20 protein-coding genes and 1 riboswitch are annotated in these 24,464 nt (G+C 70.8%); of the genes, 13 read left to right on the top strand and 7 right to left on the bottom strand.

Features of this window, described 5'->3' with window-relative positions; translation table 11 throughout:
- Window positions 1-61: 61 nt before the first annotated feature.
- On the top strand, window positions 62-622 hold the full coding sequence (locus tag ACFY0U_RS08480) for a DUF485 domain-containing protein (protein ID WP_388632128.1): 561 nt from the start codon (window positions 62-64) through the stop codon (window positions 620-622).
- Window positions 619-2,211, top strand: coding sequence for a cation acetate symporter (locus ACFY0U_RS08475; RefSeq protein WP_388632125.1), 1,593 nt, complete (start codon window positions 619-621; stop codon window positions 2,209-2,211). The genes ACFY0U_RS08480 and ACFY0U_RS08475 overlap by 4 nt, the downstream gene beginning before the upstream one ends.
- A gap of 79 nt (window positions 2,212-2,290) precedes the next feature.
- Here ACFY0U_RS08475 and ACFY0U_RS08470 read toward each other — a convergent pair whose 3' ends face one another.
- The 4 genes from ACFY0U_RS08470 to ACFY0U_RS08455 all read right to left on the bottom strand — a co-directional run bounded on the left by ACFY0U_RS08470 (window position 2,291) and on the right by ACFY0U_RS08455 (window position 7,000).
- Window positions 2,291-2,971, bottom strand: a complete 681-nt coding sequence (locus ACFY0U_RS08470) for a response regulator (protein WP_388632122.1) — start codon at window positions 2,969-2,971, stop codon at window positions 2,291-2,293.
- A complete protein-coding gene (locus ACFY0U_RS08465; protein ID WP_388632119.1) occupies window positions 2,968-4,632 on the bottom strand; it encodes an ATP-binding protein in 1,665 nt (554 codons plus the stop codon). The genes ACFY0U_RS08470 and ACFY0U_RS08465 overlap by 4 nt, the downstream gene beginning before the upstream one ends.
- Window positions 4,633-4,744: 112 nt before the next feature.
- Window positions 4,745-5,689, bottom strand: coding sequence for a sucrase ferredoxin (locus ACFY0U_RS08460; protein WP_388632116.1), 945 nt, complete (start codon window positions 5,687-5,689; stop codon window positions 4,745-4,747).
- A gap of 57 nt (window positions 5,690-5,746) precedes the next feature.
- Entirely contained in the window at window positions 5,747-7,000 is a 1,254-nt protein-coding gene (locus ACFY0U_RS08455; protein ID WP_388632113.1) for a citrate synthase, read from the bottom strand.
- Window positions 7,001-7,097: 97 nt separating this feature from the next.
- Between ACFY0U_RS08455 and ACFY0U_RS08450 the strand changes: the two genes are divergently transcribed.
- Together ACFY0U_RS08450 and ACFY0U_RS08445 are read left to right on the top strand one after the other, a co-directional pair.
- Window positions 7,098-8,267 (top strand): citrate synthase/methylcitrate synthase, encoded by a 1,170-nt coding sequence (locus ACFY0U_RS08450; protein WP_388632111.1) that lies wholly within the window; start codon window positions 7,098-7,100, stop codon window positions 8,265-8,267.
- Between the two features lie 280 nt (window positions 8,268-8,547).
- Window positions 8,548-8,784 carry a hypothetical protein gene (locus ACFY0U_RS08445; protein ID WP_388632108.1) on the top strand — a complete coding sequence of 79 codons (237 nt, stop codon included), beginning with the start codon at window positions 8,548-8,550 and terminating at the stop codon, window positions 8,782-8,784.
- A gap of 58 nt (window positions 8,785-8,842) precedes the next feature.
- Here ACFY0U_RS08445 and ACFY0U_RS08440 read toward each other — a convergent pair whose 3' ends face one another.
- Window positions 8,843-9,349, bottom strand: coding sequence for a DUF6082 family protein (locus ACFY0U_RS08440; RefSeq protein WP_388632105.1), 507 nt, complete (start codon window positions 9,347-9,349; stop codon window positions 8,843-8,845).
- Between the two features lie 322 nt (window positions 9,350-9,671).
- On the opposite strand from ACFY0U_RS08440, the gene ACFY0U_RS08435 reads away from it, so the two are divergent.
- Window positions 9,672-10,757 carry a CobW family GTP-binding protein gene (locus ACFY0U_RS08435; protein WP_388632102.1) on the top strand — a complete coding sequence of 362 codons (1,086 nt, stop codon included), beginning with the start codon at window positions 9,672-9,674 and terminating at the stop codon, window positions 10,755-10,757.
- Here the strand turns inward: ACFY0U_RS08435 and ACFY0U_RS08430 are convergent.
- A complete protein-coding gene (locus ACFY0U_RS08430) occupies window positions 10,754-13,213 on the bottom strand; it encodes a DNA topoisomerase (ATP-hydrolyzing) subunit A (RefSeq protein ID WP_388632100.1) in 2,460 nt (819 codons plus the stop codon). The genes ACFY0U_RS08435 and ACFY0U_RS08430 overlap by 4 nt on opposite strands.
- 315 nt (window positions 13,214-13,528) lie before the next feature.
- On the opposite strand from ACFY0U_RS08430, the gene ACFY0U_RS08425 reads away from it, so the two are divergent.
- From ACFY0U_RS08425 to ACFY0U_RS08410, 4 genes are all read left to right on the top strand, one after another.
- Window positions 13,529-14,923, top strand: coding sequence for a M16 family metallopeptidase (locus ACFY0U_RS08425; protein ID WP_388632097.1), 1,395 nt, complete (start codon window positions 13,529-13,531; stop codon window positions 14,921-14,923).
- The gene (locus ACFY0U_RS08420; RefSeq protein ID WP_388632094.1) at window positions 14,920-16,308 is read left to right on the top strand and encodes a M16 family metallopeptidase; all 1,389 of its coding nucleotides are present in this window, start codon (window positions 14,920-14,922) and stop codon (window positions 16,306-16,308) included. Before ACFY0U_RS08425 ends, ACFY0U_RS08420 begins: the two co-directional genes overlap by 4 nt.
- Window positions 16,309-16,499: 191 nt before the next feature.
- A riboswitch (cyclic di-AMP (ydaO/yuaA leader) is annotated at window positions 16,500-16,669 on the top strand.
- Window positions 16,670-16,681: 12 nt separating this feature from the next.
- A complete protein-coding gene (locus tag ACFY0U_RS08415) occupies window positions 16,682-17,446 on the top strand; it encodes a M23 family metallopeptidase (RefSeq protein WP_388632091.1) in 765 nt (254 codons plus the stop codon).
- 187 nt (window positions 17,447-17,633) lie between these two features.
- Window positions 17,634-18,329 (top strand): GntR family transcriptional regulator, encoded by a 696-nt coding sequence (locus tag ACFY0U_RS08410; RefSeq protein WP_388632088.1) that lies wholly within the window; start codon window positions 17,634-17,636, stop codon window positions 18,327-18,329.
- Between the two features lie 137 nt (window positions 18,330-18,466).
- Here ACFY0U_RS08410 and ACFY0U_RS08405 read toward each other — a convergent pair whose 3' ends face one another.
- Window positions 18,467-18,748 carry an HPr family phosphocarrier protein gene (locus ACFY0U_RS08405; RefSeq protein ID WP_059198592.1) on the bottom strand — a complete coding sequence of 94 codons (282 nt, stop codon included), beginning with the start codon at window positions 18,746-18,748 and terminating at the stop codon, window positions 18,467-18,469.
- A gap of 199 nt (window positions 18,749-18,947) precedes the next feature.
- On the opposite strand from ACFY0U_RS08405, the gene ACFY0U_RS08400 reads away from it, so the two are divergent.
- The 4 genes from ACFY0U_RS08400 to ACFY0U_RS08385 are packed head-to-tail and all read left to right on the top strand — an operon-like array spanning window position 18,948 to window position 24,283.
- On the top strand, window positions 18,948-21,758 hold the full coding sequence (locus tag ACFY0U_RS08400; RefSeq protein WP_388632085.1) for a GNAT family N-acetyltransferase: 2,811 nt from the start codon (window positions 18,948-18,950) through the stop codon (window positions 21,756-21,758).
- Window positions 21,759-21,811: 53 nt separating this feature from the next.
- On the top strand, window positions 21,812-22,399 hold the full coding sequence (locus ACFY0U_RS08395) for a DUF5998 family protein (protein ID WP_388632082.1): 588 nt from the start codon (window positions 21,812-21,814) through the stop codon (window positions 22,397-22,399).
- On the top strand, window positions 22,399-23,592 hold the full coding sequence (locus ACFY0U_RS08390; RefSeq protein WP_388632079.1) for an alkaline phosphatase family protein: 1,194 nt from the start codon (window positions 22,399-22,401) through the stop codon (window positions 23,590-23,592). Before ACFY0U_RS08395 ends, ACFY0U_RS08390 begins: the two co-directional genes overlap by 1 nt.
- Before the next feature lie 43 nt (window positions 23,593-23,635).
- Entirely contained in the window at window positions 23,636-24,283 is a 648-nt protein-coding gene (locus ACFY0U_RS08385; protein WP_361482970.1) for a thymidine kinase, read from the top strand.
- Window positions 24,284-24,464: the final 181 nt, after the last annotated feature.

Raw genomic sequence — 24,464 nt, 5'->3', positions numbered from 1 at the left:
ATGGGGTGAAGAGCGAGGAGAAGAAGAGTCGGGGATCTTCCCGTTCTGTCCATCCTTGGGCATGCAGTCAAGCAACGGTCGTCCCCGCGGCGCCGGGGGTGGTCCCGAAAGTGCGGCCGAACACCACGACGGTCACGACCCGGCGCTCGCCGAGACGTCCGAAGCGGTGAGGTACGAGGACCCCTGGTACGACGCACTCGCCTCCGGCTGGGGTGAGTTGGGCGGCACGGGTGCGCCGGTGCCGCTGCCCGCTGCTCGGCCCGGGCAAGCGGAGCGGGAGGAGGCGGCGGCTGCGGACGTGTACCTCCAGGTGCAGCGCAGTGCGGCCTTCCAGGAGGTGCGGGCCAGGTACCGGAGGTTCGTCGTGCCGGCGTGCGTCGCGTTCTTCGGCTGGTACGTGGGATACGTGGTGACGGCGACGACCGCACCCGGGCTGATGGCACGGCCGGTGGCGGGCGCGGTGAACGTGGCGATGGTCGCGGGGCTGGGACAGTTCCTCACCACGTTCCTGCTGACGTGGGCGTACTCCCGGCATGCGCGGCTGCGCAGGGATCGGGCGGCGCTGGAGCTGCGTTGGGACACCCAGGAGCTGACGCGGGGTATCCGGGGCGGTGCTTCGTGACGGGCAATCACCAGACGCTGGCTCTACTGCTGTTCAGCGCGTTCGTCGCGGTCACGCTGGGGATCACGACGTGGGTGAGCCGTAACCGGCACGGTTCGGCGGAGGAGTTCTACGCGGGAGGCCGTCTCTTCTCGCCGATGGAGAATGGTTTTGCCATCGCGGGCGACTACATGTCGGCGGCGTCCTTCCTGGGCATCTCCGGGCTCATCGCGCTCTTCGGGTACGACGGGATGCTGTACTCGGTGGGCTTTCTCGTGGCGTGGCTGGTGGTGCTGTTCCTGGTCGCCGAACTGGTGCGCAACTGCGGGCGGTTCACGCTGGCCGACGTGGTGGCGGCACGGATGCGTGAGCGACCGGTACGGATCGCCGCGGGAACTTCCTCGGTCACGGTGTCCGTTCTGTATCTGGTGGCGCAGATGGTGGGTGCGGGGAGCCTGGTCGCCCTGCTGCTCGGCGGGACCAGTGAGGCGGCGCAGACCTGGACGGTCATCGGGGTCGGCGCGCTGATGGTGATCTATGTGTCGTTGGGAGGGATGCGGGCCACCACATGGATTCAGATCGTGAAGGCGGTGCTGCTCCTCAGCGGCACGATCGCCTTGACCGTGCTCGTTCTGGTGCGATTCCACGGCAACTTCGACCAGTTGCTGCTCACGGCGGCCGAACGCAGCGGGCACGGTGAGAAGTTCCTGGCGCCCGGGCTCAAGTACGGCGAGGACTGGACCGCGCGCTTCGACTTCATCAGCCTGGGACTGGCGCTGGTCCTGGGTACGGCGGGGCTGCCGCACATCCTCTCGCGCTTCTACACCGTGCCCACGGCGCGGGCCGCACGCCGTTCGGTGGTCTGGTCGATCGGGCTGATCGGCGGCTTCTATCTGATGACGATCGTCCTCGGTTTCGGGGCGGCCGCGATCGTGGGGCCGGAAGCCGTGCGCGGGTCCAACGCGGCCGGGAACACGGCGGTGCCCCTGCTCGCCCTCGACCTGGGCGGAGGCGCGGACTCCACAGGCGGAACGGTTCTGTTCGCGGTCGTCGCCGCCATCGCCTTCGCCACGATCCTCGCGGTCGTCGCCGGGATCACCCTCGCCTCCTCCGCGTCCGTGGCCCACGACCTGTACGCGTCGCTGCGGCGGCGCAGCGCGAAGCCCCGCAGCGAGGTCGCCGTCGCGCGCGTCGCCGCCGTCGGTATCGGGGTGGTGGCGATCGGGCTCGGCCTCCTGGCCCGTGACCTCAACGTCGCCTTCCTGGTGGGTCTCGCCTTCGCGGTCGCCGCGTCCGCCAATCTGCCGGTGCTGCTCTACTCGCTGTTCTGGCGCGGGTTCACCACGCGTGGTGCGGTGTGGTCGGTGTACGGCGGGCTGATCCCGGCCGTGCTGCTCGTGCTGCTGTCGCCGGTGGTGTCGGGAAGCCCCGCGTCCCTGTTCCCGGGGGTCGACTTCCAGTACTTCCCCTTGCAGAACCCCGGTCTGGTCTCGATCCCGCTGGGCTTCGTCGCCGGCTGGCTGGGGACGGTCACCTCGGCGGAGGTGGCGGACGAGGCCAAGCACGCGGAGACCGAGGTGCGCTCCCTCACGGGAGCGGGAGCCGCCTAGGCCGTCGAGACGACGACGGGGTGACATCCGTAAGAGGGGAGGGCACGGTTCCCTTCCCCCGCCCCCACGGGCCGTGCCCTCAGGCGCGGGTCGCCCACACGTAACGGTGTTCCGGGCGGCCCGCGTCGCCGTATTTGAGGGTCAGGCGGGCGCGTCCCGTGCGTTCCAGGAGCTTCAGATAGCGCTGGGCGGTCTGGCGGCTCACTCCGGTCCGTTCGGCGATCTCCTGGGCCGACAGGGGTCCTTCGGCGTTCATCAGGGACTGCCGTACGAGCTCCGCGGTCGTGGGCGAGTGGCCTTTGGGCAGGTCCGGCTCGGAGGGGGCGGAGAGGGCGCCGAAGATGCGGTCCACCTCGGCCTGTTCCGCCTCGCCGCCGCCGTCGAGGGTGCGGCGCAGCTCCGCGTACGCCTCGAGCTTGGCGCGCAGGCCCGCGAACGCGAACGGCTTGACCAGGTACTGCAGGGCGCCCTGCCGCATCGCCGCCTGCACGGTGGTGATGTCCCGGGCCGCCGTCACCATGATCACGTCGGTCTGGTGGCCGCGGCGGCGCATCTCCTGGACGACCGACAGACCCGTGTCGTCGGGCAGATAGTGGTCCATGAGGACGAGGTCGAGCCGGGGCAGCAGCTCCACCTGGCGCAGCGCCTCCGCCGCGCTGTGCGCCTCGCCCGCCACATGGAAGCCCGGCACCTTCTCGACATAGGCGGCGTTGACCCGCGCGACCCGGGTGTCGTCGTCCACGACCAGGACCTCGATCATCCCGACTCCTCCTCGATGGCTGCGGGCACGGTGAGCGCCGGTTCCAGGCCGGGACCCGCCAGGGCCTCCGGCAGGACGACGGTGAACTCCGCGCCCCCGCCGTCGGCCTCGGTCACGGTCGCGCTGCCGCCCTGGCGTTCGGCCAGCCTGCGCACCAGGGAGAGCCCGATGCCGCGCTTGCCGTGCGCCGGCGGCTTCTTCGTGGACCAGCCCTCGGTGAAGACCAGTTCACGGTGTTCCGCAGGGATCCCGGGCCCCGTGTCACGCACCCTGAGGACGGCGGTACGTCCCTCGGCGCGCAACTCGACCTCCACGCGCGCGTGCGGTTTGCCCGCGACGGCGTCCAGCGCGTTGTCCACCAGGTTGCCGACGACCGTGACGATGCCGCGGGGATCGATCAGCTGGTCGGGAAGCCAGGTCCGGTCCGAGATCCACAGCGCGACCGCGCGCTCCGCCGCCACGGTCGCCTTGCCGACCAGCAGGGCCGCGAGCAGAGGGTCCTTGATCTTCTCGGTGACCTGTTCCGCGGTGGCGCGGTGGTCACCGACCACCTCTCCGACGAACTCCACGGCGTCGTCGTACATCTCCAGTTCGAGCAGTCCGAGGACCGTGTGCATCCGATTGGCGTGCTCGTGGTCCTGGGCGCGCAGGGCGTCGATCAGACCGCGGGTCGAGTCGAGCTCCCGGCCCAGCTGCTCCAGCTCGGTGCGGTCGCGCAGGGTGGCGACGGCGCCGCCGTCGTCGGTGGGCATGCGGTTGGCGATGAGGACGCGCTGGCCGCGCACGGTGAGCAGGTCGGTGCCGGTCACCCGGCCGGCCAATACGTCGGTCGTACGGCCCTCGCCGAGCGCCTCGTCCAGGGAGCGGCCGACGGCCTCGTCGCCGATGCCCAGCAGGCGCCGCGCCTCGTCGTTGAGGAGACGGATACGGCCGCCGCGGTCCAGCGCGACGACGCCCTCCCTGATGCCGTGCAGCATCGCCTCACGTTCCGCGAGCAGCGCCGAGATGTCGGAGAAGGCCAGGTCACGGGTCTGCCGCTGGACCCGCCGGGAGATGAGCCAGGCGGCGAGGGCGCCGACGGCCAGGGCGCCGCCCGCGTAGGCGAGCAGCCCCGGGATCGCGTGGATCAGCCGGGCCCGCACGCTGTCGTACGCGATGCCGACCGAGACCGCGCCGATGATGTCGCCGTCGCTGTCGCGCAAGGGCACCTTGCCGCGGGCCGAGCGGCCCAGGGTGCCGTCGTCGATCTCCATGACCTGCTCGCCGGCCAGCGCCCGCGCGGGGTCGGTGGAGACGATCCCGCCGATCTCCTGAGGATCGGTGTGCGACCAGCGCACGCCCCTCGTGTTCATGATCACGACGTACTCGGCTTTGGTGGCCTTCCGGATCCGCTCGGCCTCCACCTGCACCGGCCCGTCCACCGACGGCGAGGTGTGTTGCAGGTCCTTCGCGATCTGGGGCTGCTCGGCGGTCGTCTGTGCGATCGCGAGGGCTCGGCGCATCGCCTGGTCGTCCAGCTGGTCGCTCAGCGGCGCGAGGAAGAGCCCGGTCGCGAGCACCGTGACCCCCGCGGCGATCGCGAGCTGCATCAGCAGCAGCTGCGAGAACATCCGCCGCGGCAGACCGAGGCGGAGGCGTCGTGCGGGGGGAGTGCGGCTCATACCCATGACGGTACGCGGAGGGGTGCGGGCTGCCGTAGGGGTGTGGCGTGGATCTCTTGATCAATACATGGAGGCCGTACGACCGTCCCCGCGCGGACGTCGTACGTCCAGGTCAGCTGGCGAGCGCCGTCGGCGGTGCCAGTTCGCGTACCGCCACCACGTCCATCCGCGCGGGCGAGCCCAGCACCGATGTCCCGCAGCTCTCCGCGCGGGGCGGCAGGGACGCGCTCTGGGCCACGACGACCCGCCAGCGTCGCCCGTCGACATGCGCGACGGTCACCTCCCACCGCGGTGCGGCACCGTCCATCCGTACGACGCTCAGCGCGTCCGCCGTGTACTCGCCCGCCGCCGTGCGCACCGCCAGCTCCGCCGCCTGACCGGGCCGCTCCCAGGCGGAGCTGCCGCGGCAGCCCTCCACGACGATCCGTCCGTCCTGGACGCTGTGCAGGATCTCCTTGACCGCGTGGGCCCCGACCCGGCCGTACGCGTAGCCGTACGGCAGGACGAGCAGCGTCGGCGAGAAGCGATGTCCACCCAGATGGGTGACCTCCCAGACCCCCTCGACCCCGGAGGCGGACAGCTCGGCCGCCAGGGGCCGGCCCAGGAGCGCGCAGCAGCGGTCGCGCTTGCCGTTGGTGCAGACGAGCGCGAGCGGGGCACCTGGGTGGGGCCGTCCGTCGAGCGCCGCGCGGAAACTGTGGTGGTCACCGGCGCCCAGTGCGGCGAAGTCGAGGTCGAGCAGGCGCCGCGGGTCGCGGACCTCGGCGCTGTGCAGCCACACGTTCCCGGGGGCCGTGTGGGACACATACACCCGACGTACGGACGGGGTGCCGCAGTCCGCGTGCCGCCCGGGGCGGCGGATGAGCGCGATCCGTACGCCCGTGCCTTTCGCCGCCCGCTCCAGGGCACGGCCCAGCGCGGGGTCCAGGTGGCTCGACGTGAGCGCATGAGCGCCCCACGGACCCGGCTGTTCGAGGAGCAGCCAGGTCTTCGCGGTCGCCGCGGTCCCGGAAATGGGCTCGTCGAGGTCGCGGGAGACGGATGCACACGTTCTCACAGAGGTGAGCCTAACCTGACTTGGCTCAGGGCGACTTCCGGTGGTGCTCGTGTCCGGCTACGGCAGCGCTTGGGGCGGTTTGGGGCCTACGTAGAGTCCGCTCGGCCGCATGCGCAGCGGGCGTTCCCCGTACTCCTCCAGGGTGTGGGCGATCCAGCCCGCCGTACGGGCGACGGCGAAGATCGTCTCGCCGGCCGTGGTGTGCATCCCGGAGGAGGCGGTGAGCACGGCGAGGGCCAGGTCCACGTTGGCGTGCAGCGGGGTGTGGCGGGCGGTGGTGGCCACGACGTCGCGGGCCGCGGCCAGGGCGGGCGCGGCGCGGGGGATCTCCTCCAGGAGGCCGAACAGGGCACGCGCGCGTGGGTCCTCGCCCGGGTAGAGCCGGTGGCCCAGTCCCGGGATACGGCGGCCGGCACGCAGTTCGTCCGCGATCACGGGGGCCGCGTCGCCGTGGTCGAGCACGTCGAGGAGCAGCCGGTGGGCGAGCCCGCTGGCCGCGCCGTGCAACGGGCCCTCGAGCACGCCGAGGCCGGCGGAGACGGCCGCGTAGGCGTGTGCGCGGGCCGAGGCGGCGACCCGCACCGCGAGGGTGGAGGCGGCCAGGTCGTGGTCGACGAGCAGGCCCAGAGCGGTGTCCAGCACCCGCAGGGACGCCTCGTCCGGCTTGCGCGCGCTGAGCCGCGCCCACAGGCGCTCGGCCAGCGAGCCCTCGTCGCGGTGGCCGATCCGCACCGGTGGCAGGGCGGCGACGAGGGTGGGGATGAGGATGCGCGCGGTACCCAGCACGGCGCTCTCGGACAGGTCGAAGCGCAGCGGGTCCGCGGTGGCGGCGGCGATCGCCGCGACCCGCAACCGGTCGGTGGGCGAGGTGTGTTCGGGCAGTGCGTCGACGGCGCGCCGGGCGACGGCGACGGAGGTGTCGGGGGCCGTGAACGTCGTGCCGGGAAGCATCCGGCCGGTCCACAGCCACTCGGCGATCTCCTCGTAGGAGTGGCGCGCGGCCAGTTCGGTCGCGTCGACGCCCCGGAAGTAGTACCGGTCCGTGTCGATGAGCGTGATGCGGGTCCGCACGGACAGCTCACCGCCGGAACCCGAACTCCCTCCGCCCTCCCGCCTGTTGCGCCGCGCGAGCGCCTGCACCTCCTTGGTGTCGAAGGTGCTGCCGCGCCCGCCGGGCACACGTCTGCTGCCGAGCTGACCACGGCTCACATAGGCGTAGACGGTCTCGGGCTTCACGCCGAGCAGCTCGGCGGCCTCCTTGGTGGTCAGCCGCCGTCCCTCAAGGTCGGGAACGGGTTCGTGATCGCTCATGAGGTCACCGTATCCGTGTTGAGTGAATATTGATTCAATCAATATTGACAGCCATTGAGTCAAGCATGGACAGTCGAATCAAGTCCAGGGAGGAAACATGTCCGTCAACAGGACCGCGACCCATCTCGTCGACGTACCGCGAGGACTCGCGGGCGTCGTCGTCACCGACACCGAGATCGGTGATGTCCGGGGGCTCGAGGGCTTCTACCACTACCGCCAGTACTCGGCCGTCGACCTCGCGCAGACCCGCGGGTTCGAGGACGTCTGGCATCTTCTGGTCCACGGCGAACTGCCGGACGCCGGACGTGGCGCCGCCTTCGCCGCCGAGACGGCGGCGCTGCGCCGGCTGCCCGACGAGGTGCGGGCGGCACTGCCCGCGGTCGCGGCGGCGAGCGGGGTCTCGGGGCCGCTCGCCGGGATGCGCACGGCGCTGTCCCTGCTGGGTGCGGCGAAGGGATTCCGTCCGGTGTACGACATCGACGCGGACGAACGCCGACGGGACACCGTCGTGGCGGCCGCTGCCGTACCGACCCTGCTCACCGCGCTGCACCGGCTGGGGCGGGGGCTGGAGCCCGTGGAGCCGCGCGAGGATCTGTCCTACGCGGCCAACTACCTCTACATGTTGACGGGTTCCGAGCCGGACCCACGGTGTGCCCGGGCGATCGAGCAATACTTGATCTCAACCATTGATCACGGCTTCAATGCATCAACCTTCACGGCGCGGGTCATCACCTCGACGGGCGCGGATGTCGCGGCATGTCTCGTGGGTGCGGTCGGGGCGCTGTCGGGGCCGTTGCACGGCGGTGCGCCCTCTCGTGCGCTGGACACCCTCGACGCGATCGGCACGCCCGACCGTATCGACCCCTGGATCCGTGAACGGGTCCTCGCCGGCGAGCGCATCATGGGCTTCGGCCACGCGATCTACCGCACCGAGGACCCGCGCTCCCGCATGCTGCGCGAGGTCGCCGAACGGTTCGGGGGCCCGCGCGTCGCCTTCGCCGTCGAGGTCGAGCGTCAGGTCGAGGCGATCCTGGCCGAACTGAAGCCCGGCCGCGAACTCCACACCAACGTCGAGTTCTACGCGGGCGTGGTCATGGAACTCTGCGGCCTGCCCCGCGAGATGTTCACCCCGACCTTCGCTGCGGGGCGGGTGGTGGGCTGGAGCGCCAACATCCTGGAACAGGCGCAGGACTCGAAGATCATCAGGCCGGTGGCGCGGTATGTGGGGCCGGGGGCGCCGGTGGCGGTGCCTGGAGCGAACGGTTGATCGATACTCGAAGTGCCTTACGGGCAGTGGGACTTCTGCGATGCGGCCGCGCCAAGACTGTTGTGGAAACTTCACCCACTTGCAGAGGGGCAACGCGCGTAGAACATCCGTCGGACTGGGTACCTTGGGCTGGCCCTCTCCCCGGGCGCTCCGGCGAACACCCTTGCGCACGGAGAGTGCGCTCTGACACCGACGAACCACCGCGGCTGACCTCAGAGGGCACACTCATCCCTCTGGCGTCAGAGGGCACACTCATCCCTCTGAGTCACAAGGCGGTTCGGTGAAGATCGTGCGACGTGTCGGGGTCTCTCCACGGGAGCGTGGCAGCACCACAGGTCAGACCTGCCCCGACATCTTCGAGCTCAGCAACGGCGACTTCGCGGTCATCGGGCGCGAGGCGACCGCGGAAATCGACCCTGAGCTCCCGTCGGACGCCGCACGGGCGGACTACGAACGGATCGTCGTCATCACGCGCGAGACGCTCGTCCGCGCCAAGCACGACATCCCCGACGTCTGACACCTTCTGAGTATTGACGCCCTGTCGAGGCCCGGCCTTGTGAGTCCGGGCCTCGAAGTCATGCCGACTCGTCCGGTGGCTCGCCCACGACCCACCACTCATCGGTGTCCGAGTCGGCCAGTTCCTGAATCAGATCGTCTGCCATCCGGCCAAGAATGAACTCCTCCGACGCTTCAGGCAGGCTCTTACGGTGGTGGCGCGTCGCCTCCCAGTACTCGCGGAACACCTTGTTCTGGCACATCACCCGCAGATGACCGTATAGCTCCGCCTGGGTCAGCGCGCCGATCCGGTAGAAGTGCAGGTTGTTGACGTAGAGCGCGTTGGCGAAGAGGAACTGTCGCTGTTTGTCGATGGGGATCTCGGACTCGTAGGTGTTCAGCACCTCGGCCAGGGCCGGATCGGCCATGGCTTTGCAGAGCAGGTCGAAGGAGAGCCGGTGCTGTTCGGCCAGAGCGGCCCTCTTGCGGCGTCGTGAGCCCGGCATGCCTATGGAGTCGATGGCGACCGTTAACCGCGCCTTCGCGGCCGAAATCACCCTCCGTACACCTGCACTCTGTGTGGCCATGTCAACCCCCGAATCAGGCGGCCGTCCGCCGGTCGTCGGGGTGCGGGTCGACGGAAGGGGACCGGCGAGCGGTGGGCGGCGCTTGCCGTCTCCCAGGGTGCCGAGCGGCTCTGATCGGCGGGGGAGGCGGAGAGGAGGCGCACGGAAGGAAGCGAGGGTCGCACGCACCGGCGCCTTGCCCAACGTCTGCCCCGCAAGTGCTGCTAACAATCGTTCACTTCGCGGTGATTCTTCCGGCTCGTATCCTGGTCCGGCATTCAATCCTCGTACGTGCGCCGGGCCCACGATCCGGTGCACGCGTCGGTGTCAGAGAGGTCGCACGTTGAGTCAGCCGAGTCACGGCCTTCGGCAGATCCCGGTCGTCGTCATCGCCGGATTCCTCGGTTCCGGCAAGACCACCCTCCTCAACCACCTCCTGCACCGCAGCGGAGGCAGCCGTATCGGCGCGATCGTCAACGACTTCGGGGCCATCGAGATCGACGCCATGGCCGTCGCGGGCGCCCTCGGCGACTCCACGGTCTCCCTCGGCAACGGCTGCCTGTGCTGCGCCGTCGACGCCAGTGAGCTCGATGTCTACCTCGAACGGCTCGCCCGGCCCGCCGCCGGTATCGACGTGATCGTCATCGAGGCCAGCGGGCTCGCCGAACCCGAGGAACTCGTGCGCATGCTGTTGGCCAGTGAGCATCCGGGGATCGTCTACGGCGGACTCGTCGAGGTCGTCGACGCCGCCGAGTTCGACGACACCCGCGCCAAGCACCCCGAGATCGACCGGCATCTCGGCCTCGCGGACCTCGTCGTGGTCAACAAGCTCGACCGGGCGGCCGACGGCGAGCGGGTCCTCGGACTCGTGCGATCCCTCGTCGACCGTGCCGCCGTGGTGCCCGCCGCCTACGGCCGCATCGACCCCGAGTTCCTCTTCGACTGCCGGCCCAGCGAGGAGCGGATCGGACAGCTCTCCTTCGACGACCTGCACCACCACGGGGACGAAACGCACGACGGGCATCTACATGCCGCGTACGAGAGCCTCTCCTTCGCCGCCGAAGCGCCGCTCGACCCCCGCCGGCTGATGCGGTTCCTCGACAGCCGGCCCGAGGGGCTGTACCGGATCAAGGGGTACGTCGATTTCGGCGCGTACGACGTCCGCAACCGCTACGCCGTCCATGCCGTCGGACGGTTCCTGCGCTTCTACCCGGAGCCCTGGCCCGCGGAGGCCGAGCGCCTCACCCAGCTGGTCCTCATCGGCTCCGGCATCGACGCGCCCGCGCTCGGCAAGGAACTGGAGGCGTGCACGAGCGACGCCCCGCACACCGCCGACGAACACGGAATGTGGGGCGTCCTGCGCTACGTACAGGATCCCGAGGACGACGGTCAGGGGGCCGGGGAAGACCCCCGGGCCCCCGCGTTCTAGACCGGTCCCGCCACCACCGACACCGTCTTCGCCAGCGACACACCCGAACCGTCACGGCGCGGGTCGATCTCCGGCAGGTCCGCCGGTGTGCCGTTCTTCTGCGCGGCCCGGGCCGGTACCGCGCCCGCCCAGGCCAGGGACAGACAGTCCTCGCCCTTCAGGAACCGCTGGCAGCGGACACCGCCGGTGGCGCGGCCCTTGCGCGGGTACTGGTCGAACGGGGTCAGCTTGGCCGTCGTCTGGACGGAGTCGTCCAGCGTGCCGCGCGAGCCCGCGACCGTGAAGACGACCGCGTCCACGGCCGGGTCCACCGCGGTGAAGGAGATGACCTTCGCGCCGTCCGTGAGCTTGATGCCCGTCATGCCTCCCGCGGGCCGGCCCTGCGGGCGGACCTGCGCGGCCTGGTAGCGCAGCAACTGCGCGTCGTCCGTGATGAAGACCAGGTCCTCCTCACCGGTGCGCAGCTCGACCGCGCCGACGATCCGGTCGCCGTCCCTCAGCGTGATGACCTCCAACTCCTCCTTGTTGGACGGATAGTCGGGCACCACCCGCTTGACGACACCCTGCTCCGTGCCGAGTGCCAGGCCCGGCGACGACTCGTCGAGCGTGGTCAGGCAGACCAGCGTCTCGCCGTCCTCCAGCGACACGAACTCCGTCAGGGGCGCCCCTCCGGCGAGGTTCGGCGCCGACGCCGTCTCCGGCAGCTGCGGCAGGTCGATGACGTTGATCCGCAGCAGCCGGCCGCTCGACGTCACCGCGCCGATCTCACCGCGCGCGGTCGCCGGCACCGCCGAGACGATCACGTCGTGCTTCACGCGCCGGCTGTCCGCGTCCTCCGGGAAGGGCTCGCCGTTCGCCGTACGGGCCAGCAGACCCGTCGAGGACAGCAGCACCCGGCACGGGTCGTCCGCCACCTGGAGCGGAACGGCGGCCGTGGGGGCGACCGCGCCCGCCTCCAGCAGGACCGTACGCCGGTCGGTGCCGAACTTCTTGGCCACCGCGGCCAGTTCGGTGGAGACCAGCTTGCGCAGCTCGGTGTCCGAGTCGAGGATCCGGGTCAGCTCCTCGATCTCCGCGTTGAGCCGGTCCTTCTCGGACTCCAGCTCGATGCGGTCGAACTTGGTCAGGCGGCGCAGGGGCGTGTCCAGGATGTACTGCGTCTGGATCTCGCTCAGCGAGAAGCGCTCCATCAGACGCTGCTTGGCCTGCGCGGAGTTGTCGCTGGAGCGGATGAGGCGGATGACCTCGTCGATGTCGACGAGCGCCGTGAGCAGGCCCTCCACCAGGTGCAGCCGGTCACGGCGCTTGGTGCGGCGGAACTCGCTGCGCCGGCGCACGACCTCGAAGCGGTGGTCGAGGTAGACCTCCAGGAGCTCCTTGAGGCCCAGCGTCAGCGGCTGGCCGTCGACCAGCGCGACGTTGTTGATACCGAAGGACTCCTCCATCGGCGTCAGCTTGTACAGCTGCTCCAGGACCGCCTCCGGCACGAAGCCGTTCTTGATCTCGATGACCAGGCGCAGGCCGTGCGCACGGTCGGTGAGGTCCTTGACGTCGGCGATGCCCTGGATCTTCTTCGAGCCGACCAGATCCTTGATCTTGGCGATGACCTTCTCCGGGCCGACCGTGAAGGGCAGCTCGGTGATGACGAGGCCCTTGCGGCGGGCCGTGACGGTCTCCACCGACACCGTGGCCCGGATCTTGAAGGTGCCGCGGCCCGTCTCGTACGCGTCCCGGATGCCGGCCAGGCCGACGATCCGCCCGCCGGTGGGCAGGTCGGGGCCCGGGACGTACTTCATCAGGGTCTCGAGATCCGCGTTGGGGTGGCGGATCAGATGGCGGGCGGCCGCGATGACCTCGGAGAGGTTGTGCGGGGGCATGTTCGTGGCCATACCGACCGCGATGCCCGACGCGCCGTTCACCAGCAGGTTCGGGAACGCGGCGGGCAGCGCCACCGGCTCCTGCTCCTGGCCGTCGTAGTTGGGGGTGAAGTCGACCGTGTCCTCGTCGATCGACTCGGTCATCAGGCTCGTCGCCTCGGCCTGCCGGCACTCGGTGTACCGCATGGCGGCCGGCGGGTCGTCGTTGCCGAGCGAGCCGAAGTTGCCGTGGCCGTCGACCAGGGGCACGCGCATGGAGAAGGGCTGGGCCATGCGCACCAGGGCGTCGTAGATCGACGCGTCGCCGTGCGGGTGCAACTTACCCATGACCTCGCCGACCACGCGGGCGCACTTCACATAGCCGCGATCGGGGCGCAGGCCCATCTCGTTCATCTGGTAGACGATGCGGCGGTGCACCGGCTTGAGGCCGTCACGGGCGTCCGGCAGGGCGCGGGAGTAGATGACCGAGTACGCGTACTCGAGGAAGGAGCCCTGCATCTCGTCGACGACGTCGATGTCGAGGATCTTCTCCTCGAACGAGTCGTCGGGCGGCGGGGTCTTCGTGCTTCGGCGGGCCATCGCTGCCGGCTCCTCTTTTCTGGTCGCTCGCCTTCGGGTCGCGCCCCTTCGGCTCACTCTTGCTGAAGCGTGAACGGGATCTGATGCGGACCATTGTGGACCGCGGCACTGACAACGCGGACGACGACCCGACGTCAGCCGCCCCGCCGGGTGTTCACCCGTACGGCACACGGCCCCCGCCCGCAGGCTACGGGATCTCGCTGTCGGCGTACGACCACCGGGAACTTCACCAGCGCTCCGCACGCTTGCATACAGTGGCAGGACCGGCAGAAAAACGCGGTTCGGATCAACCGCTTCGCCATCGAAGGGACGTACATGCCCATGGGTCACACGGCCACAGACCAGGCAGGCACCGGAGGCCTGACAGCAACGGAGCACCGCCTGGCCAACGGGCTGCGCGTGGTGCTCTCCGAGGACCACCTGACCCCGGTCGCGGCGGTGTGCCTCTGGTACGACGTCGGCTCGCGCCACGAGGTCAAGGGCCGTACCGGCCTGGCTCACCTCTTCGAGCACCTGATGTTCCAGGGCTCCGGACAGGTCAAGGGCAACGGCCACTTCGAGCTCGTCCAGGGCGCGGGCGGCTCGCTCAACGGCACCACGAGCTTCGAGCGCACCAACTACTTCGAGACCATGCCGACCCACCAGCTGGAGCTCGCGCTCTGGCTGGAGGCCGACCGCATGGGCTCGCTGCTCGCCGCCCTCGACGACGAGTCGATGGAGAACCAGCGGGACGTCGTCAAGAACGAGCGCCGCCAGCGCTACGACAACGTCCCCTACGGCACGGCGTTCGAGAAGCTGACCGCCCTCGCCTACCCCGAGGGCCACCCGTACCACCACACGCCGATCGGCTCGATGGCCGACCTGGACGCGGCCACGCTGGAGGACGCGCGCGCGTTCTTCCGGACGTACTACGCGCCCAACAACGCGGTGCTGTCCGTCGTCGGCGACATCGACCCCGAGCAGACGCTCGCCTGGATCGAGAAGTACTTCGGCTCCATCGCCTCCCACGACGGCAAGCCCGCCCCGCGCGACGGCTCGCTGCCCGAGGTCATCGGCGAGCAATTGCGCGAGATCGTCGAGGAAGAGGTCCCCGCGCGCGCGTTGATGGCCGCGTACCGCCTTCCGCACGACGGCACGCGCGAGGCCGACGCGGCCGACCTGGCGCTCACCGTCCTCGGCGGCGGTGAGTCCTCCCGCCTCTACAACCGGCTCGTACGCCGCGACCGTACGGCTGTCGCGGCCGGCTTCGGCCTGCTGCGGCTCGCCGGGGCGCCCTCCCTGGGGTGGCTGGACGTGAAGACGTCCGGTGACGTCGAGGTGCCGGTCATCGAGGCAGCGATCGACGAGGAGCTCGCCCGGTTCGCCGCGGAGGGCCCCACGGCCGAGGAGATGGAGCGCGCCCAGGCCCAGTTGGAGCGCGAGTGGCTGGACCGGCTCGGCACCGTCGCGGGCCGCGCCGACGAACTGTGCCGCTACGCCGTCCTGTTCGGCGACCCGCAGCTCGCCCTCACCGCGGTCAACCGTGTGCTGGAGGTGAGCGCCGAGGAGGTCCAGGCGGTCGCCAAGGCCCGCCTGCGCCCCGACAACCGCGCGGTGCTCGTCTACGAGCCCGTCTCCGGAGCGACCGCCGAGGACGCGGATCCCCCGGAGGACCCCGAGGCCGAGGCCACCGTCGAAGCAGGCGACCAGAACGAGGAGGCGGCCAAGTGACCGAGCTCGCCACGATGGAATTCCACCCCCAGCCGCAGGCGGGCGAGGCCAGGCCGTGGGCCTTCCCGGCCCCCGAGCGCGGCACGCTCGACAACGGCCTGACGGTCCTGCGCTGCCACCGCCCCGGCCAGCAGGTCGTCGCCGTCGAGGTCCTTCTCGACGCCCCGCTGGACGCCGAGCCGGCCGGCCTCGACGGCGTCGCCACGATCATGGCGCGGGCCTTCTCGGAGGGCACCGACAAGCACACCGCCGAGGAGTTCGCCGCCGAGCTGGAGCGGGCCGGCGCCACCCTCGACGCCCACGCCGACCACCCCGGCGTCCGACTGAGCCTGGAGGTCCCGGCGTCCCGTCTGCCCAAGGCGCTCGGTCTGCTGGCCGACGCCCTCAGGGCGCCCGCGTTCGCGGACGGCGAGGTCGAGCGCCTCGTCACCAACCGTCTCGACGAGATCCCGCACGAGCTGGCCAACCCCTCCCGCCGGGCCGCCAAGGAGCTCTCCCGGACCCTGTTCCCGGCGGACCTGCGCATGTCGCGCCCGCGCCAGGGCAGCGAGGAGACCGTCCGGAACATCGACTCGGCGGCCGTACGCGCCTTCTACGAGAAGCACGTCCGCCCCGCCACCGGCACCGTCGTGGTCGTCGGCGACCTCACCGGCATCGACCTCGACGCGCTGCTCGGCGACACCCTCGGCTCGTGGACCGGCTCGCAGGCCGAACCGCGGCCGGTGCCGCCGATCACCGCCGACGACACCGGCCGTGTCGTCATCGTGGACCGGCCCGGCGCCGTTCAGACGCAGCTGCTGATCGGCCGTATCGGCGCCGACCGGCACGACCGCGTGTGGGCCGCGCAGGTGCTCGGCACGTACTGCCTCGGCGGCACCCTCACCTCCCGCCTGGACCGCGTCCTGCGCGAGGAGAAGGGCTACACCTACGGCGTGCGCGCGTTCGGGCAGGTCCTCAGGTCCGCGCCCGACGGCACGGGTGCCGCGATGCTCGCCATCAGCGGCTCCGTCGACACCCCGAACACCGGTCCGGCCCTGGACGACCTGTGGACGGTCCTGCGCACCCTCGCCGCGGAGGGGCTGACCGACGCCGAGCGGGACGTCGCCGTGCAGAACCTCGTCGGTGTGGCTCCGCTGAAGTACGAGACGGCGGCGGCCGTCGCGAGCACGCTGGCCGACCAGGTCGAGCAGCACCTGCCCGACGACTACCAGGCCACGCTGTACCGCCAGCTCGCCGCGACCGGCACCGTGGAGGCCACCGCGGCGGCCGTCAACGCCTTCCCGGTGGACCGGCTGGTGACGATCCTCGTCGGCGACGCGTCCGCCATCAAGGAGCCCGTGGAGGCTCTCGGCATCGGTGAAGTGACCGTCGTGTCCGCCGAGTAGCGGCACGCGCGTGAAGGGGCCCTGGTGACTGATGCGTCACCAGGGCTCCTTAATGTCCGAATTGGGGGAGAGGTTGCCTGTCTGCCCTGTGGGATGCGCTACAAACACCCTGATCCGTTTGGGGATTGAAAGTCGCCCCGCTTAGCGTCATCCGGGCTGTTCGTCAGGCAGTGCGCCGCGCCCGCGGCACCGGACAGCCATCGCCGAGTCCCCGTACGGCGCGAGCCAGGGGAGCCGGGGACCCACATATATGTAGTCCCTGGGGTGAATCGGACGCCCGCGCGTGCAGCGAGGGGGTCCGTAGGAGACCTTCCTGCTCCGAACCCGTCAGCTAACCCGGTAGGCGAGAGGGAAGGAAAGGACCAGCCACTACATGGCGTTCACGCGCGCCACCGGGAAGCACCGTGCCCCGAGCCGGATGAAGCGCTCCACCGCCCGCGCGGCGGGGATCGCGGCTCTCACCACCACCGGCGTCATCGGCACCCTCGCCGCCCCGGCCCTCGCCGCGGAGCCCGCGGCCGAGCAGACCGGACTCATCCCGGTCGTCACCATCGGCGACTCGGTCGCCGCCCAGATCGACGCCCAGGCCGAGGCCCAGCAGCAGGCGGCCGTCGAGGCCGCCCAGCAGAAGGCCGAGGAGGAGGCGCGCAAGAAGGCCGCCGCCAAGGCCGAGAAGGAGCGCGAGGCCAAGGAGCGCGCCGCCCGCGCCGCCGCCGAGCGCAAGCGCCTCAACAGCTACGTCGCCCCGATCTCGGGCTCGTACATCTCCACCGGCTACAAGGCCGGCGGCGCCGTCTGGTCCTCCGGCAGCCACACCGGCGTCGACTTCCACGCCGCCAGCGGCACCTCGGTCCGCTCGGTCGGCTCCGGCGCGGTCGTCGAGGCCGGCTGGGGCGGGTCCTACGGCAACAACATCGTGATCAAGATGAACGACGGCACGTACACCCAGTACGGGCATCTGTCGTCCATCGGTGTCTCGGTGGGCCAGACGGTCACCCCGGGCCAGCAGATCGGCCTCTCCGGCGCGACCGGCAACGTCACCGGGCCGCACCTGCACTTCGAGGCCCGTACGACCGCCGAGTACGGCTCGGACATCGACCCCGTCGCCTACCTGCGTTCGCATGGCGTGAACGTCTGACGACGGACCGCGAGATCTTCCGAAACCCCGGCTCGTCGAGCCGGGGTTTTGCCGTTTCTGTCGCCCTGCTGTCCAAAAAATATCCATGGATTCCGGCCCGCCATCGGAAATTCCCGCTCTTTGCAATAGAGTCACTGAACACACGTCAATCATCGACGTTTCACGGGGATTAAGACGGAGGTCGGTCATGCGTATTCCGGCGCACTCGGTATGCACCGCGATCAGGGACGACATCGTCGCCGGTGTCTACGAGCGCGGCAGCCGCCTCACCGAGGAACTCCTCGCCCGCCGCTACGGCGTCTCCCGTGTCCCCGTCCGGGAGGCCCTGCGCACCCTGGAGGCCGAGGGCTTCGTGGTGACGCGGCGGCACGCGGGCGCGTGCGTGGCCGAACCGACCGAGCAGGAGGCCGCCGACCTGCTGGAGATGCGGATGCTCCTGGAGCCCCTGGGCGCCTCCCGGGCCGCCCAGCGACGCACCGAGGCGCATCTGAAGGTGCTGCGCGGTCTGGTCAGGCTGGGCCAGGAGCGGGCCAGGCGGGGCAACAGCGATGACCTGCGGTCCCTGGGCGGCTGGTTCCACGAGACACTCGCCCAGGCCTCCGGCAGCCCCGCGCTGACCTCGATGCTGACCCAACTGCGGCACAAGATCTCCTGGATGTACGCCGTGGACGCGCCGGCCAACCCCGTCGAGTCCTGGGCGGAGCACGGCGCCATCGTCGACGCGGTGGCGCGCGGCGACGGGGAGCGCGCGCGGGCGGTCACGGCTCTGCACACGGAGCGCTCGACGGCGGCGCACCGGCTCCGATTCAACGGCACCGGAGATCGCCCGGAGCGTGTGAGGAACTCGCAACATCCCGTAAACATGCCGAGCCTGCGGCATTAACACGAGGGCCGTATACAAAGAGGCAGTAATTCGCGGGGGATTATTTCTGCTGCCTTTGAGCGGGAAATGCAAAGGGCTCGCCCGATAAAATCGGACGAGCCCTTCTGTGGTGCCGTGAATCAGTCGGCCCCGGTAAATCAGACGGTCTCGGGAAGCTCCTCGAGACCCTCGGAGACCAGCTTCGCCAGCCGGTCGAGGGCGGCGTCCGCGCCCTCGGCGTCGGAGGCGAGGACGATCTCCTCGCCGCCCTGGGCGCCGAGGCCCAGAACCGCCAGCATGGAGGCCGCGTTGACGGGGTTGCCGTCGGCCTTGGCGATCGTCACGGGGATACCGGAGGCCGTGGTGGCCCGGACGAAGATGGAAGCGGGGCGGGCGTGAAGACCCTCGGCCCAGCCGACGTTGACGCGGCGCTCAGCCATGTGATGCTGCCCTTCGGTGTTCAGGGTTGTCTAGACCAGTTTCCCACAACGTGAAGCGTCTCCGGATCGGTCCTTCGTCCCGTCCGGGGTGAGCCGTCCGACCGCGGCCTCGGTCGGACGTCCGTCCTTGGGCGATGCTCTCGCGTTCTCCACAGACTGCCTCGCGCCGTTGTCGTACGCGAGCCGTAATCTGGGGCCCATGCAGAGCTCGCCGGACCGGCACGAGTACCCCGCTCACTGGGAAGCCGACGTGGTGCTGCGCGACGGCGGCACCGCGCGCATCCGCCCCATCACCGTTGATGACGCCGAGCGCCTGGTCAGCTTCTACGAGCAGGTGTCGGACGAGTCGAAGTACTACCGCTTCTTCGCGCCCTACCCTCGTCTGTCCGCCAAGGACGTCCACCGCTTCACGCACCACGACTTTGTGGACCGGGTGGGACTCGCCGCCACGGTCGGCGGTGAGTTCATCGCCACCGTACGCTACGACCGCATCGGCACCGACGGACTGCCCGCGTCCGCACCGGCCGACGAGGCCGAGGTCGCCTTCCTCGTACAGGACGCCCACCAGGGCCGCGGCGTCGCCTCCGCCCTCCTGGAACACATCGGCGCCGTCGCCCGCGAGCGCGACATCCGCCGCTTCGCCGCCGAGGTGCTGCCCGCCAACAACAAGATGATCAAGGTGTTCACGGACGCCGGATACACCCAGAAGCGCAGCTTCGAGGACGGCGTCGTCCGCCTGGAGTTCGACCTCGAACCCACCGACCGCTCCCTGGCCGTGCAGTACGCGCGCGAGCAGCGCGCCGAGGCAAGGTCGGTGCAGCGGCTGCTGACCCCCGGCTCGGTCGCCGTGATCGGCGTCGGCCGCACCCCCGGAGGCGTCGGCCGCAGCATCTTCGACAACATCCGCGACGCCGGCTTCACGGGCCGGCTGTACGCCGTGAACAGCGCCTTCCCCGACAAGGAGCTCGACGGGATCCCCGCGTACCGCTCGGTGCGCGACATCGAGGGACCCGTCGACCTCGCGGTCGTCGCCGTGCCCGCCGAACACGTCCCCCAGGTCGTCACCGAGTGCGGCGAACACGGCGTCCAGGGACTCGTGGTGATCTCCGCCGGGTACGCCGAGAGCGGCCCCGAGGGACGCGAACGCCAGCGCGAACTCGTACGGCACGCGCGCGCGTACGGCATGCGGATCATCGGGCCCAACGCCTTCGGCATCATCAACACCAACCCCGGCGTACGGCTGAACGCCTCGCTGGCCAACGAGACGCCCCGCCCCGGCCGTATCGGCCTGTTCGCCCAGTCCGGCGCCATCGGCATCGCCCTGCTGTCCCGGCTGCACCGGCGCGGCGGCGGGGTCACCGGGGTCACCGGCGTGTCCACCTTCGTCTCCTCCGGCAACCGCGCGGACGTGTCCGGCAACGACGTCCTCCAGTACTGGTACGACGACCCGGACACCGACGTCGCCCTCATGTACCTGGAGTCCATCGGCAACCCCCGCAAGTTCACCCGCCTCGCCCGCCGCACCGCGGCCGTCAAGCCGCTGGTCGTCGTCCAGAGCGCCGGCGCCGCCCCCCAGGGCCATGCCGTACAGGCCACCCGGCTGCCGCACTCGACGGTGTCCGCCCTGCTCGGGCAGGCCGGCGTGATCCGTGTGAACACGATCACCGAGCTCGTCGACACCGGCCTGCTGCTCGCCCGGCAGCCCCTTCCGGACGGCGCGCGCGTGGCGATCCTCGGCAACTCCGAGTCACTGGGCCTGCTGACCTACGACGCCTGCCTGTCCGAGGGGCTCAGGCCGCTGACCCCGCTGGACCTGACGACGGCCGCCTCCCCGGCGGACTTCCACAGGGCCCTGTCCCGCGCGCTGGCGGACGACACTTGCGACGCCGTGGTCGTGACCGCGATACCCGCCGTGGGGGAGGGCTCCGCCGGGGACGCGGCGCTCGCCGAGGCGCTCAGCTCGGCGGCCGAGCAGGTGCCGGGCAAGCCGGTGCTGGTGGTCCATGTCGAGCTGGGCGGACTCGCGGAGGCACTGTCCGCCGCGACCAGCACGGCACCGCAGGCCGCCGTGCCGAGCGCCTCCCACCCCTTCCGCGCCCTGGACCGCCTCGCCGCCAAGGCCCCCGAAGAGGCACCCCGGAACTGCTCCCGCCTCATCCCCGCCTACCCCGCCGCCGAACGTGCCGTCCGCGCCCTCGGCGAAGCCGTGAAGTACGCGCAATGGCGACGCGACGCCGCCGAGCCCGGCAAGGTGCCCGAGTACGAGGACATCGACGAGAGGGGCGCCGCCGAACTGATCGACGGCCTCCTCTCACGCGGCCAGGGCCTGACCCTCGGCACCGACGAGACCTGTGAACTCCTCGGCAAGTACGGCGTCCAGGTGCACCGCGCCCTGCCCGCACCCACCCCCGACGGCGCGGTCGCGGCCGCCCACGCCCTCGGCTACCCCGTCGCCCTCAAGGCCACCGCCCCGCACCTCAGACACCGCGCCGACCTGGGCGGCGTACGCCTCGACCTCGCGGACGAGGAACAACTGCGGCGGGCGTACGCCGAGTTGACCGAGCTGTTCGGCGCGCCCGAGGAGCTGCGTCCGGTCGTCCAGAGGATGGCGCCACGCGGCGTGGACACCGTCGTACGGGCCGTCATCGACCCCGCGGCCGGCGCCGTGCTCTCCTTCGGGCTCGCCGGCGCCGCCTCACAGCTGCTCGGAGATGTCGCGCACCGGCTCATTCCGGTCACCGACCGCGAGGCGACCTCTCTGGTCCGCTCCATCCGGACGGCACCCCTCCTGTTCGGCTGGAGAGGCTCGGCGCCGGTCGACACGGCGGCCCTGGAGGAACTGCTGCTGAGGGTGTCCCGCCTTGTCGACGACCACCCCGAGGTCGTCGCGGTGACCCTGGAACCGGTCGTCGTCGCCCCGCACGGCCTGAGCGTCCTCGGCGCGTCCGTACGCCTCGCACCCCCGCCCGCTCGCGACGACCTCGGCCCGCGGACGCTGCCCGCGTACTGAGAACACCTCTGAGCGGTGCCTCGCAGTCAGTGGTCCCCCGTAGGATGGGGCTCATGGCCAAGACCAGTACGACGACCCAGGGGCTGCGAGCGGCGATCGAACGCAGCGGCTACTACCCGGCCCTCGTGGCCGAGGCGGTGGAGGCCGCCGTGGGCGGCGACTCCATCCGGTCGTACCTGGTCCACCAGGAGACGACGTTCGACCAGAACGAGGTGCGGCGGCACGTGACCGTGCTCGTCCTCACCGGCAACCGCTTCATCGTCAGCCACACCGACGAGCAGGCCGCCGACAGCACCTCCCCGACGCCGTACGCCACGACGTCCACGGAGTCCGTGAAGCTCGGCCGGATCTCGTCGGTCGTGCTCAGCCGGGTGGTCGCCAACCCGGAGCAGTACCAGCCGGGCACCCTGCCCCGCGAGGTCGTGCTGACCATCGGCTGGGGTGCCGTCTCCCGGATCGACCTGGAGCCGGCCGCCTGCGGCGACCCCAACTGCGAGGCCGACCACGGCTACACGGGCAACTCCACCGCCGACGACCTCAGCCTGCGCGTCAGCGAGGCCGGCGACGGCCCCGAGACGGTCCGCCAGACCCTCGCCTTCGCCCAGTCCCTCTCCGAGGCGACCGCGGACATCACCCGCTGATGGCTCAGTCCACCGCCTGGGAGCCTTACCCCGAACCACTGGCCGTCGACTCCGCACCGCTGCCCGAATACGGCAGCGGCTCCCTCGCCGACCTCCTGCCCACCCTGGCCGCCGGCATGGACGTACCCGGCACGACCGCCACCATCACCGAGCTGACCCCGGCCGACCGGAACTGCGTGTTCCTGATCGACGGTCTGGGCTGGGAGCAGCTGAAGGCGCACCCGGACGAGGCGCCCTTCCTGGCCTCGCTGCTCACGAGCTCACGCGGCGGCACCGGCCGCCCGCTGACCACCGGCTACCCGGCGACCACCGCGACCTCCCTCGCCTCCGTCGGCACCGGCCTGCCCCCGGGCGCCCACGGACTGCCCGGCTACACCGTGCGCAACCCCGACACCGGCGAACTGATGAACCAGCTGCGCTGGCAGCCGTGGACGCAGCCGCGCGTGTGGCAGCCGTACCCCACGGTCTTCCAGCTCGCCCATGACGCGGGCGTGCACGCGGCGCAGGTGTCCTCACCGACCTTCGAGAACACCCCGCTGACCAAGGTCGCGCTGAGCGGCGGCACGTTCCTCGGCCGCCTGCCCGGCGAGGACCGTATGGACCTCGCCGCCGAGCAACTGGCCGCCGGTGACCGCTCGCTCGTCTACACGTACTACGCCGAACTCGACGGCGCGGGCCACCGCTTCGGCGTCGACTCCGACACCTGGCGCGGCCAGCTCATGCACGTGGACCGGCTGGTGCAGCGCCTCGCGGAACAACTCCCGCCGCGCAGCGCGCTCTACGTCACCGCGGACCACGGCATGGTCGACATCCCCTTCGACGAGCAGCACCGCATCGACTTCGACGAGGACTGGGAGCTGCGCGCCGGGGTCGCCCTGCTGGGCGGCGAGGGCCGGGCCCGCCATGTCTACGCGGTGCCGGGCGCCGAGAACGACGTCCTGACCTGCTGGCGCGAGGTGCTCGGCGAGCAGTTCTGGGTGGCCTCCCGGGACGAGGCGATCGCGGCGGGCTGGTTCGGCCCGCAGATCGACGACCGGGTGTACGCGCGCCTCGGCGACGTGGTCGCGGCCGCGCGGGACGACGTCCTGATCATCGCGTCCGAGCGGGAGCCCAAGGAGTCGGCGATGGTCGGCAACCACGGTTCGATGACCCCTGCGGAGCAGCTGGTCCCGCTGCTCGAAGTACGCTCCTGAAGCCGTCTGCCGTCCTCTCTTGCCGAAAGGTGCTCAACTCCCCATGCCCGAGCTGGTGTTCTTCTCCGGAACCATGGACTGCGGGAAGTCGACCCTGGCTCTCCAGATCGAGCACAACCGCTCCGCGCGCGGCCTCCAGGGCATGATCTTCACCCGGGACGACCGCGCGGGCGAGGGCAAACTCTCCTCCCGCCTCGGCCTGGTCACCGACGCGGTGGAGGTCGAGGACGGCCAGGACCTGTACGCCTATCTGGTCGACCACCTCTCCCAGGGCGGCCGCGCGGACTACGTCATCGCCGACGAGGCCCAGTTCCTGGCGCCCGGGCAGATCGACCAGCTCGCCCGTGTCGTCGACGACCTGGGCCTGGACGTCTACGCCTTCGGCATCACCACGGACTTCCGTTCCAAGCTGTTCCCGGGCTCCCAGCGCCTGGTCGAACTGGCCGACCGCGTAGAGGTGTTGCAGGTCGAGGCCCTTTGCTGGTGCGGCGCCCGCGCCACGCACAACGCCCGCACGATAGGGGGCGAGATGGTCGTGGAAGGCGCCCAGGTGGTCGTGGGGGACGTCAACCAGGCGGAGGCGATCGGCTACGAGGTCCTGTGCCGTCGCCACCACCGCCGCCGGATGACGGCGGCCACGGCACGGGCGGCGGCGCTGTCCCCCGACGTGCTGCCGGTCACCACCGGCTGAGGGCCTCGCAGGGCCGTCACCTCCTCGTCCGTCCCGGCCCCCGCATGCCCTGACCGTCCCTCGAGTCGATCTCCAGCGATGCTCGCCGGATCTTCGAGAAGCCCCTCCTACGTTTGACCTGTCCCCGAAAACCCCAGGGGCCACAGTCGACAACAGGAGGTTCAGAGATGAACGCCGAGCA

It is taken from the genome of Streptomyces sp. NPDC001536 (assembly GCF_042894505.1).
Taxonomy (GTDB): domain Bacteria; phylum Actinomycetota; class Actinomycetes; order Streptomycetales; family Streptomycetaceae; genus Streptomyces.
The sequence above is the reverse complement of the archived record's forward strand: the minus strand, read 5'-3'. Positions and strand labels throughout refer to the sequence as shown.

What these genes read in the sequence shown, in the direction of transcription:
- ACFY0U_RS08480 (WP_388632128.1), top strand. Translation starts at nt 62, where the DNA reads ATGCAGTCAAGCAACGGTCGTCCCCGCGGCGCCGGGGGTGGTCCCGAA.
- ACFY0U_RS08470 (WP_388632122.1), bottom strand. Translation starts at nt 2,971, where the DNA reads ATGATCGAGGTCCTGGTCGTGGACGACGACACCCGGGTCGCGCGGGTC.
- ACFY0U_RS08465 (WP_388632119.1), bottom strand. Translation starts at nt 4,632, where the DNA reads ATGAGCCGCACTCCCCCCGCACGACGCCTCCGCCTCGGTCTGCCGCGG.
- ACFY0U_RS08455 (WP_388632113.1), bottom strand. Translation starts at nt 7,000, where the DNA reads ATGAGCGATCACGAACCCGTTCCCGACCTTGAGGGACGGCGGCTGACC.
- ACFY0U_RS08450 (WP_388632111.1), top strand. Translation starts at nt 7,098, where the DNA reads ATGTCCGTCAACAGGACCGCGACCCATCTCGTCGACGTACCGCGAGGA.
- ACFY0U_RS08440 (WP_388632105.1), bottom strand. Translation starts at nt 9,349, where the DNA reads ATGGCCACACAGAGTGCAGGTGTACGGAGGGTGATTTCGGCCGCGAAG.
- ACFY0U_RS08430 (WP_388632100.1), bottom strand. Translation starts at nt 13,213, where the DNA reads ATGGCCCGCCGAAGCACGAAGACCCCGCCGCCCGACGACTCGTTCGAG.
- ACFY0U_RS08425 (WP_388632097.1), top strand. Translation starts at nt 13,529, where the DNA reads ATGCCCATGGGTCACACGGCCACAGACCAGGCAGGCACCGGAGGCCTG.
- ACFY0U_RS08415 (WP_388632091.1), top strand. Translation starts at nt 16,682, where the DNA reads ATGGCGTTCACGCGCGCCACCGGGAAGCACCGTGCCCCGAGCCGGATG.
- ACFY0U_RS08410 (WP_388632088.1), top strand. Translation starts at nt 17,634, where the DNA reads ATGCGTATTCCGGCGCACTCGGTATGCACCGCGATCAGGGACGACATC.
- ACFY0U_RS08405 (WP_059198592.1), bottom strand. Translation starts at nt 18,748, where the DNA reads ATGGCTGAGCGCCGCGTCAACGTCGGCTGGGCCGAGGGTCTTCACGCC.
- ACFY0U_RS08400 (WP_388632085.1), top strand. Translation starts at nt 18,948, where the DNA reads ATGCAGAGCTCGCCGGACCGGCACGAGTACCCCGCTCACTGGGAAGCC.
- ACFY0U_RS08395 (WP_388632082.1), top strand. Translation starts at nt 21,812, where the DNA reads ATGGCCAAGACCAGTACGACGACCCAGGGGCTGCGAGCGGCGATCGAA.
- ACFY0U_RS08390 (WP_388632079.1), top strand. Translation starts at nt 22,399, where the DNA reads ATGGCTCAGTCCACCGCCTGGGAGCCTTACCCCGAACCACTGGCCGTC.
- ACFY0U_RS08385 (WP_361482970.1), top strand. Translation starts at nt 23,636, where the DNA reads ATGCCCGAGCTGGTGTTCTTCTCCGGAACCATGGACTGCGGGAAGTCG.